The 14716-nt window shown below is 66.6% G+C and carries 13 protein-coding genes and 1 riboswitch; of the genes, 5 read left to right on the top strand and 8 right to left on the bottom strand.

Features of this window, described 5'->3' with window-relative positions:
* Positions 1-2 precede the first annotated feature (2 nt).
* The 5 genes from BRA1417_RS0118675 to BRA1417_RS0118655 are packed head-to-tail and all read right to left on the bottom strand — an operon-like array spanning position 3 to position 6463.
* Complete coding sequence (locus BRA1417_RS0118675) at positions 3-632, bottom strand: precorrin-8X methylmutase (protein ID WP_027517086.1); 630 nt, start codon at positions 630-632, stop codon at positions 3-5.
* A complete protein-coding gene (cobG, locus tag BRA1417_RS0118670; RefSeq protein WP_027517085.1) occupies positions 632-1795 on the bottom strand; it encodes a precorrin-3B synthase in 1164 nt (387 codons plus the stop codon). Before cobG ends, BRA1417_RS0118675 begins: the two co-directional genes overlap by 1 nt.
* The gene (gene cobN, locus BRA1417_RS0118665) at positions 1792-5040 is read right to left on the bottom strand and encodes a cobaltochelatase subunit CobN (RefSeq protein WP_027517084.1); all 3249 of its coding nucleotides are present in this window, start codon (positions 5038-5040) and stop codon (positions 1792-1794) included. Before cobN ends, cobG begins: the two co-directional genes overlap by 4 nt.
* The gene (gene cobW, locus BRA1417_RS0118660) at positions 5040-6074 is read right to left on the bottom strand and encodes a cobalamin biosynthesis protein CobW (protein ID WP_027517083.1); all 1035 of its coding nucleotides are present in this window, start codon (positions 6072-6074) and stop codon (positions 5040-5042) included. The genes cobN and cobW overlap by 1 nt, the downstream gene beginning before the upstream one ends.
* Entirely contained in the window at positions 6071-6463 is a 393-nt protein-coding gene (locus tag BRA1417_RS0118655) for a DUF1636 domain-containing protein (RefSeq protein WP_027517082.1), read from the bottom strand. The genes cobW and BRA1417_RS0118655 overlap by 4 nt, the downstream gene beginning before the upstream one ends.
* Positions 6464-6557: 94 nt before the next feature.
* Positions 6558-6776, bottom strand: a riboswitch (cobalamin riboswitch).
* A 40-nt stretch (positions 6777-6816) separates the two neighbouring features.
* Here BRA1417_RS0118655 and cobO point away from each other — a divergent pair.
* Both cobO and BRA1417_RS0118645 read left to right on the top strand, forming a co-directional pair.
* On the top strand, positions 6817-7452 hold the full coding sequence (cobO, locus tag BRA1417_RS0118650; protein ID WP_027517081.1) for a cob(I)yrinic acid a,c-diamide adenosyltransferase: 636 nt from the start codon (positions 6817-6819) through the stop codon (positions 7450-7452).
* A gap of 10 nt (positions 7453-7462) precedes the next feature.
* Positions 7463-8911, top strand: coding sequence for a cobyric acid synthase (locus BRA1417_RS0118645; RefSeq protein WP_027517080.1), 1449 nt, complete (start codon positions 7463-7465; stop codon positions 8909-8911).
* Here BRA1417_RS0118645 and cobD read toward each other — a convergent pair.
* Both cobD and cbiB read right to left on the bottom strand, forming a co-directional pair.
* A complete protein-coding gene (gene cobD, locus BRA1417_RS0118640) occupies positions 8900-9862 on the bottom strand; it encodes a threonine-phosphate decarboxylase CobD (protein WP_027517079.1) in 963 nt (320 codons plus the stop codon). The two genes, BRA1417_RS0118645 and cobD, sit on opposite strands and share 12 nt — an antisense overlap.
* Positions 9863-9873: 11 nt before the next feature.
* Positions 9874-10815, bottom strand: a complete 942-nt coding sequence (gene cbiB, locus BRA1417_RS0118635) for an adenosylcobinamide-phosphate synthase CbiB (protein ID WP_027517078.1) — start codon at positions 10813-10815, stop codon at positions 9874-9876.
* A gap of 121 nt (positions 10816-10936) precedes the next feature.
* Here cbiB and cobU point away from each other — a divergent pair, with 121 nt between their 5' ends.
* The 3 genes from cobU to bluB are packed head-to-tail and all read left to right on the top strand — an operon-like array spanning position 10937 to position 12856.
* Positions 10937-11440, top strand: a complete 504-nt coding sequence (gene cobU, locus BRA1417_RS0118630; protein ID WP_027517077.1) for a bifunctional adenosylcobinamide kinase/adenosylcobinamide-phosphate guanylyltransferase — start codon at positions 10937-10939, stop codon at positions 11438-11440.
* On the top strand, positions 11437-12219 hold the full coding sequence (gene cobS / locus BRA1417_RS0118625; RefSeq protein ID WP_027517076.1) for an adenosylcobinamide-GDP ribazoletransferase: 783 nt from the start codon (positions 11437-11439) through the stop codon (positions 12217-12219). Before cobU ends, cobS begins: the two co-directional genes overlap by 4 nt.
* Before the next feature lie 4 nt (positions 12220-12223).
* On the top strand, positions 12224-12856 hold the full coding sequence (gene bluB / locus BRA1417_RS0118620) for a 5,6-dimethylbenzimidazole synthase (protein ID WP_027517075.1): 633 nt from the start codon (positions 12224-12226) through the stop codon (positions 12854-12856).
* A gap of 162 nt (positions 12857-13018) precedes the next feature.
* Here the strand turns inward: bluB and BRA1417_RS0118615 are convergent, their stop codons facing one another.
* Positions 13019-14713, bottom strand: coding sequence for a ShlB/FhaC/HecB family hemolysin secretion/activation protein (locus BRA1417_RS0118615; protein WP_027517074.1), 1695 nt, complete (start codon positions 14711-14713; stop codon positions 13019-13021).
* Between the last annotated feature and the right edge of the window lie 3 nt (positions 14714-14716).

The raw sequence follows: 14716 nt of genomic DNA, 5'->3' as shown, positions 1-14716 counted from the left end.
CGCTATTCGCTCCGGCTCGCCAGCGCGTTCACGGCGGCGACCGTGATCGCGGAACCGCCGAGGCGGCCCTCGACCGTCAATGCCGGCACCGGGGGATTGGCTATCAGCGCAGCTTTGGATTCGGCCGCGCCGACGAAGCCGACCGGACAGCCGATGATGGCCGCGGGCCGCGGGCAGTCCCGGTCCTCCAGCATGTTGAGGAGATGAAACAACGCGGTCGGCGCGTTGCCGATCGCCACGATCGCGCCGTCGAGATGCGGCCGCCATAGCTCCAGGGCCGCGGCCGAACGGGTGTTGCGCATGGACTGCGCGAGCGCGGGAACGGTCTCGTCGCCCAGCGTGCAGATGACGGCGTTGGCGGCGGGAAGCCGCGCCCGCGTAATTCCTTCGGAGACCATGCGCGCGTCGCACAGGATCGGTGCGCCCTTCTGCAAGGCCGCGCGCGCAGCAACCGCCATGCCTGAAGTGAAGCGGATATGCGCCTCCAGGCCGACCATGCCCGCGGCATGGATCATCCGCACCACCACCTGCTCCTCGTCCGGCGTGAAGCGCGCAAGATCGGCTTCGGCCCGGATGGTCGCAAAGGACTGCCGGTAGATCGCCGCGCCGTCGGTCTCGTAAATGTACGGCATCAGTGCCCTCCCATCAGGATGGAGGGTTCCCTGACGATGTCGTCGCGGTTCAGCCCGCGCAGGATGGGCTCGTCGCGCGTCGACCCACCGCGCACGAGATCGAAGCCGGCGCCGGTCGCAACCAGAGTGATGGCGGCGGGACCCGAATGGGCGCAGCCCTTGGCACAGCCGGAGACGTGGAGCCGTGCGGCCGCGCCGATGTTCGGGGCCAGGGCCGCGGCAAGGCCGCGGGTATCGGCATGCGCCTCGCGACAGCGTGGCGCACCGCTGCACGCGATGACGCGCAGCGCGGGATCATAGGCCTCGGTGATGAGACCAGTCGCGCTCGGCATCGCGCGCTTGCCCTCGCTCAAAACCATCCGCCATGGCGTCATGCGCAGCGCATGTCCGCAACCGGCGAACTGGTTGAGCGTCGCATGCGCCATCTGTCCGAAGGCGACGCCAACCATCGCACCTTGCGCATAGAGGCCGGGACGCGCCGCGGCCATGATCGGCGCCGGCTCGGCCTCGCCGCGCAACGCCTCCGGCAAGATTGCACCCGCAGCAAGATGCGCCGCCATCCGCCCTCGTCCGCCTCTGGCGCCGCCTGAGGTCACGAACCAGTTGGCGAATGCGAGTGCGGTGCTCACGGCCTCGCCGCGCGCGACGGAGCGGCCGAGTTTGTCGCCATCAGCCCGCACCAGCAGTCCGCCGGAACGATCGCGCTCGATCCGCACGTCCGCGGAATCGCCGGCAAGCACGCGTGAGGTGCCGTCATCGATCGCGAAGCCGAACTTGGTTGGAAGTTCGAGCTTGCTATCGGCGAGTGCTTCCTCGAGCTCGGCGGCGAGCGATTGGGTCGCGTCCCCGCTACGCCAGAACGGCGTCACGAGGATGTTGCGACGGGATTCGGTCTCAGCATCCGGGTCGAGCAGCGCCAGTTGCGCAAGGCCGTCGAGCAGCAGCCTGTGGCTGGTCTCGTTGACGCCCCTGATCTGGAGATTGGCTCGGCTGGTCACGTCGACCAGGCCGTTGCCATGGCGTTCGGCGAGATGAGCCAGTCCGGAGATTTGTGTCGCTTCCAGCCGTCCGCCGAACGGACGCACGCGGACCACGAGCCCGTCGCCCGATTGCATCGGGCGCAGCGCGCCGGGACACCAGCCCTTGACCACGGAAGCACTCATGACGCCTCCCGCAGCGCAGCCGCGATCGAATTGCGGCGCGTACGCCAGAGCGAGGCCTCATGCAGGCGCGTGAAACACGTCTCCATCGCCGCCAGCGCCGCCGGATTTTCGCGGGCCATGAAGGCGCGGACGTCGTCATCGCCGAGCGTCGCATCGTAGTACAGGTCGAACAGATGCGGCGGCACGGCGCCGGCCAGATGCGCGAAGGCGGCCATATGCTCGAGCGTCGCGGTGATCTCGGCCGCCCCGCGAAAACCGTGGCACATCATGCCGGCGATCCAGGCCGGATTGGCCGCGCGTGCGCGGACGACACGGGAGATTTCCTCGGTCAGCGTACGCGCGTGCGGCTGCTCGGGGCGCGTCGCATCGAGATGATAGAGCGATGGTCCTGCCGCGCCGAGATGGGCTGCGGCAGCCGCAATGCCGGCCTCATGCGCGGCATAGTCGGCCGCGAGCAGAAGATCGGTTTCAGGCAAATCCTGCACGTGCACGAAAGCATCGGCGGATGCGAGCCGCTTCTCGATACCGGCACGATCGAGCGTGATCTCGCCGTCGGCCGAGAACGCCCATGACGATGCCGAGAGCCAGGCTTCGCCGGCGGCGTCGCGCGTCTCGGGCGTGAAGGCGTCCGGGATTGCCGAGAGACCCACGCCGTATTGTCCGGGACGCGGCGCGAACACGCGCGATGTGCGATGGCGATAGGGATTTTCGTCGCCCTCGTCCTCGCGGGCCGACAGCGCCTCGGCTGCCGCTTCGAACAATTGCGCAAGGCCCGAGAAGACGTCGCGAAACAGGCCCGAGACCCGCAGCGTGACGTCGATGCGGGGCCGGCCAAGCTCGGCAGGCGCGATGATGTCGTAGCCGGTGACACGGCCGGACGCATGATCCCAGCGCGGTGCGAGGCCGGCCAGATGCAGCGCCATGGCAAACTCCTCGCCTGCGGTGCGCATCGTCGCCGAGCCCCAGAGATCAACCACGAGTCCTTTCGGCCAGTCGCCGTGATCCTGCAAATGGCGGCGCAGCAGCTCTTCCGCGAGCTTGATGCCTTGCGCATGCGCCGACGGCGTCGGCACCGCACGCGGATCGACGGCAAAGAGATTGCGTCCCGTAGGCAGCACGTCCTGGCGGCCGCGATAGGGTGAGCCTGACGGCCCCGGCGCGACGCGCTGTCCTGCAAGCGCGGCCCGCAAGGCGTCGCGTTCCGCGTCGCCGCAGGCGCCGCGGCCGAACACGTGGAGGCCGTCGCCGAACTGGCTTTCCTTGAGATCGCAGACGAAGCGGTCGATCCGCGGGATCGCTTCGGCCGGTGCGGCCGCTGCATCCAGACCAAGATCGTCTTCGAGGCCAGCCGCACGCGCCTCGTCACGGATCGCGGCGATCAGGCGCTGGCGGCGGGCGGGATCGAGGCCATCGGCCGTCGAGTACTCGTCGAGGAGCTGTTCAAGCCTGCGCAGCCCGTCCGGCACCGCTGATGCCGCGAGTTGCGGCGGCAGATGGCCAATCGTGACGGCACCCAGGCGCCGCTTGGCCTGCGCGGCCTCGCCGGGATCGTTGACGATGAAGGGATAAATGACGGGCAGATCGCCGATGAGGGCTTCCGGCCAGCACGCCTGCGACAGCGCCACGGATTTTCCGGGCAGCCATTCCAGCGTGCCATGCGCGCCTATATGCACGACGGCATCACAGCCCTGCCCTCGGAGCCAGAGATAGAACGCGACATAGGCATGGCGCGGCGTGCGGGCGAGATCGTGATACTCGGCATCGCGCGCGGTCGCATCGCCACGCTCCGGCTGAACCGCGATGATCGACCGGCCGCATTGAATCGCGGCGAAATGGAACGCGCCATCGCGACAACCCGGATCAGTCTCCGGCGCGCCCCAGGCTTGCGCGAGATCATCCTGCAAGACTTGCGGAAGCCGCGAGAGCGCAGCGCGGTAGTCGGCAACGCTCCAGCTCAAGGTCTGCTTGAGCAGCGTTTCGCCGAGCGCATGGACCGGATCGACATCGAAGCCAGCCTCCGCGAGGTCGGACACCAAGGCATCGACCGAGGCCAGGGCATCGAGACCGACCGCATGCGCGATCTGATGCGGGCGGCCCGGATAGTTGGAGAGCACGAGCGCCATCCGCTTTTCGGCGGCCGGCTTCTCCGCAAGGCGACGCCAGGCCGCAACGCGCGCGGCCACGGCGTTCACGCGCTCCTCGTCGGGCCTGTGTGCCAGGTGCGAAAATTGCAAATCGGGATCGCGCATCGCCGCCGATTTGAAGCTCACCACGCCCGCAAACAGGCGGCCGTCGACCTCGGGCAGCACCACATGCATCGCGAGGTCGCCGGGCGAGAGGCCGCGGAGCGAACTCGCCCAGTCCTCGCGGCGTGCCGTGGAGAGCGCGACCTGGAACACCGGGCAGGATGCGGCGTCGAACGGCGTCGTGCCGTCGTCGCCCATCGCCGAGAACGCCGTCGCATTGACGATCGCGGCCGGAGGATTTTGCGCCAGATACTCGCGCAACCAATCCGCAACTCCCGCGGCTTTCAGCGAGGTGACGAACACACCATGCGCGTCGAACCTCTTCTCGCGCAATGCGGCGATCAGGGCATCGACCGGGCCAGTGTCGGCAGCGGTGAGATAGGAGCGATAGAAGGCCACGAGCGCGCGCGGCCTGCCCTCACCCGACGCCGGCGCGGCAATGACACCGCGCGCCCGATCGTAAAAGCCCATCTCGGGGACGGTCATCTCCCCGATAACAGGTCCCGCATAGAGGCCCGAGGCCAATGCAAGCTGCGCGATTGCGGCTTGCGATGCGACGGGGCCGCCGGTGTCGCAGAGCACCTTGAGCCGACGCAATGTCGAGACCGGCAGGGTCGAATACGCATCGAGCCGCGTGTCGTCGCGGCCGTCGGCCGGCAGCACGGCCAGCACGATGCCGCGCTCCTTGGCGAGCTGTTGCAGGGCCGCAAGTCCATACGACCAGTAAGACTCGCCACCGATCAGGCGAACCAAGATGCCGCGCGCGTGCGCAAGAGTGCGTTCGATATAGGTGTCGACCGAGAGCGGGTGACGGAGTTCGGCGAGATTGACGAGCCGTAGCGACGGCAGGCTGTCGCGGCCACGGCGCCAGCCGGCCGCGAAGGCGGCAAGATCGGAATCCGAATACGAGAGCACCACGAGATCGGCCGGATCCTGGCCGATGTCCCTTGGTATCGCGGTCTCCTCGAGACCGCGGCTCTCGCGGAAGACGACGTGCATCAGATACCGAGTCCCGCCTTAATCGCGGCTTCATCAATGTTTCCGTGCTCGCCGATCACCACCAGCTTTGATCGCCTCGCACCCGCGCCCCAGGGCTTGTCGAACTGGTGCCGCACGCGCTCGCCGACCGCTTGCAGCAAGAGACGCATCGGCTTGCCTTCCATCGCGATGTAACCCTTGATGCGCAGCACATTCTGCTCGCGCGCCAGACGCTGAACGGATGCAACCAGCGCGTCGATATCGGTGACTTCAGGAAGATCGATCACGACGGACGCAAAATCGTCGTGCTCGTGATCCTCCTCGCCGTCGTGATGCGAGGGACGCGCGGCGAGATCGTTCTCGGCGGCAGCTCCGAGACCGAGGATGAGGCGCGCATCGATCGCGCCGTCGGTAATCGCCAGCATCGGCACGCGGCGCGACATCTCGGCGGTGATCGCCGCTTTGGCTGCTTCGAGCCCTGCCGCACCCGCAAGATCGGCCTTGGTCAGCAGCACGATGTCGGCGCAGGCGATCTGGTCCTCGAACACTTCCGACAGCGGGGTCTCGTGATCGAGATTCCCGTCCGCCGCGCGCTGCGCTTCGACGGCGTCAGGGTCGGGCGCGAAACGGCCGGCGGCGACAGCTTCGGCGTCGGCCAACGCGATCACGCCGTCGACCGTGATGCGCGAACGAATCTCCGGCCAGTCGAACGCCTTCAGCAAAGGCTTGGGCAGCGCCAGGCCCGAGGTCTCGATCAGGATATGATCGGGTCGCACCGGCCGCGACAGCAGCTTCTCCATGGTCGGAATGAAATCGTCAGCGACGGTGCAGCAGATGCAGCCATTGGCGAGCTCGATGATGTTCTCTTCCGGGCAATTCGCATCGGCGCAGGATTTCAGAATCTCGCCATCGACGCCCTCGCTGCCGAACTCGTTGACGAGCACCGCGAGCTTCTTGCCGTTGGCGTTGGCAAGCAGATGCTGGATCAGCGTGGTCTTGCCGGAGCCGAGAAACCCCGTGACGACCGTGACCGGGACCTTTGCGAGCGAATTCATTCGGCGGGCTCCGGCACGACGGCCAAGGGGAGAATGGGGGGAATGGGGGGAATGCGGGCAAGCGATTGCTTGCGGAAGATCTCCGGGCGGCTGCGCCAGGGCACGAGGCCATCGGGCGCGGCCGCATAGGCCGCGGCGCCCGCGACCACGTCGCTCGCATGCGCATCCGAGAGGCGACCATAGACATAGGACCAGCGGCCGGGCGCGCTGAGCGCGACCGAGCAACCCTGGTTGCATGCAGACAGGCATTCGACGGGAACCACGCTGACGCCGTCGGGCACGCCGGCCTCGAGGATCGCACCATGCAGGCGCTTGCCGGGCGTCGTCTCGCCCTCGCCAAGCGTCTCGCCGGCGCGGCAGGTGATGCAGACATGAAGTGTGACGGTCATCGCTTCTTCCAGAATAAACAGCGGGAAGCGAAGAGGCCCACGAACCGTTCTTGCGAAGGCCCGTTTCCCCGTCGCGGAACACCCCGTCCGCCGGTCCAAAATCGTCCGCGCTGGCAGGTCTCCCGGCTTCCGGAGCAGGGTTTCCCCTTCGATCCCCGCCTTCCCGATCCCATGGGGATCAGTGGCTTCGGGCATCTCTCCGGTCACGGTCGCGGGGGCGGCTGCATTTTGGAACCAAATCTTGCCGATTCGGGCCCTATCGCATTCCCTCTTCGCCTGTCGTAGGACAGGAACCAACGCCGGGCCACCATTTGCCCCCGACCGCCTCTTGTCAAGCCGAAGGACCCCGTCCGATGACGTCAGAACCGGATACCCAGACGGCCGACGAAACCGACGCCCGCCACGCCTCGAAAATGGCGAAGAAGAAGGTCGCCCGCGACAAGATCATGGCGACCAAGAGCGGCGAAAAGGGCCTCATCATCGTCCACACCGGCGCCGGCAAGGGCAAGTCCTCCTCCGCCTTCGGCATGATCGTCCGCTGCGTCGCCCATGGCTTCCCCTGCGCGGTCGTGCAGTTCATCAAGGGCGCCTGGGACACCGGCGAGCGCCGCATGCTCACCGGCCATTTCGGCGACCTCTGCCAGTTCCACGCCATGGGCGAAGGTTTTACCTGGGAGACGCAGGACCGCGCCCGCGACATCGCCGCCGCGCGCGCCGGCTGGGAGAAAGCCAAGGAGCTGATCCTCGACCAGAATCTCCGCATGGTCGTGCTCGATGAGATCAACATCGCGCTGCGCTACGACTATCTCGACATCGCGGAGGTTGTCGAATTCCTCACGACGCAGAAGCCGCCGATGACGCATGTCGTGCTCACCGGACGCAACGCCAAGGACGAGCTGATCGAGATCGCCGATCTCGTCACCGAGATGACGCTGGTCAAGCATCCCTTCCGCTCCGGCATCAAGGCGCAAGCCGGCGTCGAGTTCTAAGAAGCTCGCGATGGCGCGCGCATTGATGATCCAGGGCGCCGGCTCGGACGTGGGCAAATCGCTCATCGTCGCCGGCCTCGCGCGCGCCTTTGTGCGACGCGGCCTGCGCGTGCTCCCGTTCAAGCCGCAGAACATGTCGAACAATGCGGCCGTCACGGTCGACGGCGGCGAGATCGGCCGCGCCCAGGCGCTCCAGGCGCTCGCCGCCGGCGTCGAGCCGCACACCGACATGAACCCGGTGCTGCTCAAGCCCGAGACCGATGTCGGCGCGCAGGTGATCGTGCAGGGAAAACGCATCGCGACCGCGCGTGCGCGTGAATATGCGGCGATGAAGCCATCATTGATGGGCGCCGTGCTGGAGAGCTTCGAGCGGCTGAAGGCGCGCGCCGATCTCGTGCTGGTGGAAGGCGCCGGCAGCCCGGCCGAGGTGAACCTGCGCAAGGCCGACATCGCCAATATGGGTTTTGCGCGCAAGGCCGATGTGCCGGTCGTGCTGGTCGGCGACATCGACCGCGGCGGTGTCATCGCGCAACTCGTCGGCATCAAGACGGTGATCGACCCGGATGATGCCGCGATGATCCAGGGTTTTGTCATCAACAAGTTCCGCGGCGATCCGACATTGTTCGACGACGGCTACAGACTGATCGAAGAAAAGACCGCATGGCGCGGCTTTGGCGTGCTGCCCTGGTTCGCGCGCGCCGGCGAGTTGCCAGCTGAGGATGCGCTGGGCCTGAGCGATGCGCGCAAGCCGGGCCAATGCAAGATCGCCTGTCTCGCGCTGTCGCGGATTGCCAATTTCGATGATCTCGATCCGCTCAAGCTCGAGCCCGGCGTCGATCTCGTGATGGTGCGGCCGGGCGAGGCCATTCCCGGCGACGTCAGGCTCGTCATCATCCCCGGCTCGAAATCCACTTGCGGCGATCTCGCCTTCCTGCGCGCGCAAGGCTGGGACATCGATCTCCTGGCGCATCACCGCAGAGGCGGCCATGTGCTCGGCCTCTGCGGCGGCTATCAGATGCTCGGACGCAGCGTCACGGATCCCGATGGGATCGAAGGCCCCGCCGGCGACACACCGGGTCTCGGACTTCTGGACGTCGAGACGGTGATGAGCCCGCAGAAGACGCTGACGCGTGTCGCGGCCGTGCATGCCGCGACGGATCAGCCGATCGAGGCTTATGAAATCCACATCGGCCGCACCGATGGTCCGGATCGCGCGCGGCCATTCGCAAGGCTGAACGGCGAACCGGAAGGCGCGATCTCGCGCGACGGACGCGTGCAGGGCAGTTATCTGCACGGCCTGTTCACGTCGGATGTTTTCCGCAAGGCGTTTTTGGCGAAGCTCGACATTCCCGCCGGCGACGAGCCCTATTCCGCCAGGGTCGAGAGCGCGCTCGATGCGCTCGCCGATCACATCGAAGCCCATCTCGACGTCGAAGGCCTGCTCGCGCTAGCGCGCTAGAACCTCAGTCAGGCGCGTCCATTCGGAGTCGCCGCCCGGAAGCCCGAGGCGCAGCCATGTCGGCTCTCGCGCGAACACGCGCGACCAGATGTGGCGACTCGCCAGCTTCTCCTGTGCGGCGAGCGCGTCAGGCGTCGCGTAGAGGCGAAACAGCTGCGTCCCGCCAATGACCGTCCAGCCTTGCGACTGCACCATGCCGTCGAGGCGACCGCAGTCTCGCGCGAGCCGTGCGGACGTTGCTTCGGCCCAGGCATCGTCATGCAGAGCGCGGCAACCGATCGCGATTGCCGCTCCCGAGACCGGCCAAGGCCCCGACATCGATGCGATCCTGGCGATGTCGGACGAATTGCCGAGCGCGAAGCCGAGCCGCAGGCCGGCAAGGCCGTAGAACTTTCCGAAGGAGCGCAAAATCAGCAGCCCCGGCCGATCCTCGGATGCAAGCGATAGCTGCGGGGCCACATCGGCAAAACTTTCGTCGACGACGAGACGGCCGACGAGCGGCAGCAGCGCCAGCAAATCCTTTGGCGTATGACATCGGCCATCGGGATTGTTGGGATTGACGACGACGGCGAGCTCGGCGCCGACCAGCGCGTCGAGCTCCCCGACCTCCTGGACCTCCCAGCCCGCGGCCGAGAGGACCGCGGCATATTCGTTGTAGGTCGGCGCGAGGATGCGCGCGCGGCGGGGTGGTGCGAGTTGCGGCAGCAATTGAATTGCGGCCTGTGCGCCGCCAAGCGCAACGACCGCCGCGCTCGTGCGGTAAGCGTGCCGCGCCGCCTGATGCAGAGCCTCGATCTCGGCGCGCGACGGCAACGCGCTCCACGCGCGCGAGCTCACCTCGCCCACGGGATAAGGCAGGCGGTTGATCCCGGTCGACAGATCGATCCAGTCCTCCGCGCGACCGCCGAAACGCTGCTGGGCCTGATCGAGATTTCCACCGTGCTCGCGCATGCGCTGTTCTTTCACGCGAAGGCCAGGATCGCAAGGACAGCGGCGAGCAGCAGCATGGCGCGGCGGTAAACCGTCAATCCCCGATCGATGTCGGCGGCAAGCGGATCGCGCGCCCCTTCATTCAGCCAGGGCTCGTTGGTGGTGCTGCCGTGATAGATCCGCGGACCGCTGAGCCGCACGCCAAGCGCGCCGGCCATAGCCGCTTCCGGCCAGCCGGCATTGGGCGATCGATGTCGGCGTGCGTCCCGCGTCATGCACGACAGCGCCTCTGATCGCTGGGGCGCCAGCAGCACGAACAGAAATCCGGTCAGCCGCGCCGGAATGAAATTGGCGACATCGTCGATGCGCGCCGCGGCCCAGCCGAAGGCTTCGTGGCGTTCGGAGCGATGGCCGATCATGGAGTCCAGCGTGTTGATCGCCTTGTAGCCCAAAATGCCGGGCAGACCGAACAGCGCGCCCCAGAACACCGGTGCGACGATGCCGTCGGACGCATTCTCGGCGAGGCTCTCGATCGCCGCGCGCGCGATCCCGGCCTCATCGAGCGCGGCGGGATCGCGGCCGACGATGCGCGAGACCGCGTCTCGGGCGGCGGCGATGTCACCCGCTCGCATCGGATTTGCGACGGCAGCAACGTGGTCGTGCAAGGAGCGCAAGGCGACCAGCGGCCAGGCCAGCACACCGACCAGCACGATCTGGACCCACCCCAAGGGAAGCAGGGACTGTAGCGCCCAGCCGAGCGCGACCGAGAGCCCGATCACCGTGAGCGCTCCGGCGAGACCAGCGGCACGGCGAAATGCCGGCGGATCAGACGGTCGATTCCAGGCAGTGTCGATGGCAGAAATCAGCCGCCCCAACCAGGTGACGGGATGGCCGATCCGCGCGAACAACCACGGCGGCCAGCCCAACAGGGCATCCACCACCATCGCCACCGCCATCGCGCCCGCAAAACCCACGCCCGCCTCCTGTCCTGCCCCTGTTGCGCAAAGGGTGGCCGGAGCGCAAGCCCCTCATTGGCGGATTTCGGCTTTGTTTTTGGCCGCGTTTGGTGATTAGTGCAGGCCGACAGGAGACTTCATGGCCGTCATTTTGATCACCGGCGGAGCACGTTCGGGCAAGAGCAAGCGCGCGGAAATGCGCACGCGCGCCTTTCCCGGGCAGCCGGTCTATCTCGCGACGGCCGAGGCTCTCGATGCCGAAATGGAGGCGCGTATCGCCAGACATCGCGCGCGCCGCGGAACCGACTGGATCGAACGCGAAGTGCCGCTCGATCTCGTGCCCGCGCTGCTCGCCACCGACGGCGGCGGCGCGCGGCTCGTCGATTGCCTGACGCTGTGGCTCTCCAACCTGATGTATGCGGAGCGCGACTGGGAACGCGAGATCGAGGAGCTTGCCGGCGCCATGCCCCGCCTTAAGAGTCCCGTCGTCTTCGTGACCAACGAGGTCGGCCTTGGCATAGTGCCTGACAATGCGCTGGCGCGCAGCTTTCGGGACGTTGCCGGGATCATGAACCAGGTCATCGCTGAAGTCGCCGACGAAGTCGAATTCATCGTCGCCGGCCTGCCGATGAAACTGAAATGATGCCGCGCGACCAATTCTTGCGAGACGTCATCGCCGATCTCAGGATCGCGGCATCGTTCGTGACGATCCTTCCCGTCGCCTCATCGAAGCCAGCCGGCGACGGGGCCATCGCGCGCGCGGCCTGGGCGCTTCCCGTTGCGGGGCTGGCGGTCGGGCTTACCGGCGCTTTGGTTTATGCGATTTCCAGCCGGTTCGGACTGACACCGAACCTTGCCGCCCTGCTCGCACTGTCCGCGACCGCCCTCGTCACCGGCGCGCTGCACGAGGACGGCCTTACCGATACTGCCGACGGGCTCGGCGGCGGCCGCACGCGCGAACGCAAGCTCGAGATCATGCGCGACAGCCGGATCGGCACCTATGGCGTCTGCGCGCTGATCCTGTCGTTCGGCCTGCGCTGGAGCGCGCTCGCGGCGATCGCCAATCCGTGGGCAGTCGCGCTCGCACTGTGCGCTGCGCATACTGCGGCCCGCGCGGGCTTGCCGGCCTTCATGTCGCAGGTCGCGCCTGCGCGACCTGACGGCCTGTCGGCGAGTGCGGGATCACCGCCGGGCCGCAGCATCGCGATCGCCTTCGCTGTTGGAATCCTCGCGCTCACGCTCGCGCTTGGGCCAGGCAAGGCGCTGGTGAGCCTGATCCTGCTCTCCCTCGCCGGCCTGATGCTGGCGCGACTTGCCATCCGCCAGATTGGCGGGCAGACCGGCGACATCCTCGGCGCGTTCGAGCAGACTGGCGAGATTCTGATCCTGCTGGTTGCCGCAGCTGTCCAGATCGGAGGGTGACGCGATGGTCGAGTTCGACGACACCTTCCGCCAGCACTTGCGCGAGCTGTTCGTGTGGCGCCGCGACGTGCGCCGCTTTCGCGCCGATCCGTTGCCTGACGGCGCCGTCGATCGCCTGATCGAGACGGCCTGTCTCTCGCCTTCGGTCGGCCTCAGCCAGCCCTGGCGCTTCGTCATCGTCGACGACGACGCACGGCGTCGCGCCGTGATCGACGACTTCAAAGCGTGCAACGCCGACGCGCTGAATGCCTATGCCGGTGAGCGCGCAGCGCGCTATGCCACGCTGAAACTGTCGGGTCTCGAACAGGCCCCGAGCCACCTCGCCGTGTTCGCGGACAAGGCCAGCGACGTTGGTCACGGCCTCGGCCGCGCGACAATGCCGGAGACGACGGAATATTCCGTGGTCGCGGCGATCACCGCGATGTGGCTGGCCGCGCGCGCCGACGGCATCGGGCTTGGCTGGGTCTCGATCCTCCATCCGGATCGCATCCACGCCAGTCTCGACGTGCCCGACACCTGGAAATTCATCGCCTACCTCTGCATCGGCTATCCCGAGATCGAATGCGACCGGCCCGAGCTGGAACAGGCGAAATGGGAGCAGCGCCGCGGCGCGGATGAGTTCACGCTGCGGCGTTAATCAGACCCGCATTGCAGTCCATCGCCTGTCATTGCGAGCGGCTTGTCCGCCGTAGCTCGAAGAGCGAAGGCGGAAGCGAAGCAATCCAGAATCTTGCCGCCGAAGCAGTCTGGATTGCTTCGTCGCAAGAGCTCCTCGCAAAGACGACGGAGAGAGCTTCAGCTACGACTTGCTCCTGCCGGCAACCGCCGCCACAGGCGTGGGGCTTTCCTGCTTCTGGAACATCAACAACGGCCGGAAAATGACACGGCCATAGGCCTCGTAATGGTTCTGGGTCGAGACAGCCATCTTCAACGGCGTCGCGTAATTCGCCTCGAACGTCAGGAACGAGGCGTAGGTCCAGGAGAAGCCGACGCCGACCGAGCCCAGCTCGGTGATCCCGGGAAACGTCGAATACACCGCACCCCAGTCGGTGAAGATGTAGGTGTCGAAACCCCTGAGCCATTGCGACCAATTGTAGTGCAGCTCGGCGTTGAAATAATAGCCGCTGTCGCCGGACGCCGAGTTGGAGGGATAACCGCGCACGGTGGTCGGACCGCCGATCGAGAAGATCTGGTCGCCCGGCAGCAGCTTTTCCTGCGTGTACTGCCAGCTCGCCAGCACATTGGTGCTGAAATTTGCAGGCCCTGCGGCGCTGGTGGCGAACATCGAGCCGGTATAGGTGTTGAACGTGCGATTATTGCCGAGCACGTGGGCTTGCCACGTGATGTAGTTCACCGCCGGCGAGACCGTGATCGAATAGGTGTTGCCGGAATTGGTCACCGAGAGGCCGGCCGTCGCTTTGTCGTAATGATCCTGGGTCACGGCGACCGTGGCGAAGCGGCTGACCGTCTTGCCCTCGGTCTCCGCGGCGTTGAGCAGCACCAGCCAGTTCTGCGTCACCCAGACCGGTTGGCTGAAATTGACCGCGGCCTGGCTCGAGCGTCCGGTCACGTCGAGCGCGACGAACGGTCCCTGGATGATCTTGATCTTGCCTTCGGTATAGCTGACACCGGCGCGGCCGCCCCAGGGATTGACCGGGATGCTGTAGGCGACATTGCCGTTGAGGTTGCCGTCGGAACGGACGCCGTAGAAGGTCAAGCGGTCGTCGACGCCGAACAGGCCGTGGCGCTTGTAGAAGGCCCCACCCTCCCAACGCCCGGTGTTTTCCGCGCCCTGGTTGTCGGTGAAGAGCTGCAACGTGTCGACCGGCGGCTCGATCACGGCGAACTGGAGATCGGTCAGGCCGAAGCTCGTGCCGGGCTGCAGCAGCGCCTTGATCTGCACGTCGTTGGTTCGGTTGAACCAGATCACGTCGCGATTGAGTTTTGGAACGTCGAGGACCTCGCCTTCGGGCTCCTTCACGCGCTGAAGGATGTACTCGGTGCGGGTTTGCTTGTTGCCCTCGATGGTCGTCTTCTGCAGCCGGCCTTCGGTCAGCTTGACGCGGACGATGCCGCCCTTGGCATCCTGCTCGGGCAGCGTCGCGATGCCCGTGACGATGCCGCGCTCGGTATAGATGGCGTTGATATCGGCGACGAGCTGCAGCAGCGAGGCGATGTCGACGTTCTTGCCGACATACTTCTTCGCGATCTCGTCGAGCTCAGCCGGCGTAATGAATTTGGAGGCGTCGAACTCGACCTTGCGCAGGCGGAATTTCGGCCCGCCCGGCTTCAGGAGCTGGGACTTCTCCCGCTCGCCGCCAATCACCGCCGGCCCGTTGAGCTTGGGCGGCGCGCTCTGTTGTTCGAGCTGCCGGCGTTGCCGGTCGACGTCGTTCTGGATCACGCCGGGATTGATCGACGGAATCTGCGCCCGCGCGGAGGCGATGCACGACGCTGCCAACCCAACCCCTAGCGCTGCCCCCCAAATCCGCATCCC

This window comes from Bradyrhizobium sp. WSM1417 (assembly GCF_000515415.1).
GTDB lineage: Bacteria > Pseudomonadota > Alphaproteobacteria > Rhizobiales > Xanthobacteraceae > Bradyrhizobium.
Note: the sequence above shows the minus strand (reverse complement) of the source record. Positions and strands in the feature narration are given on the sequence as shown.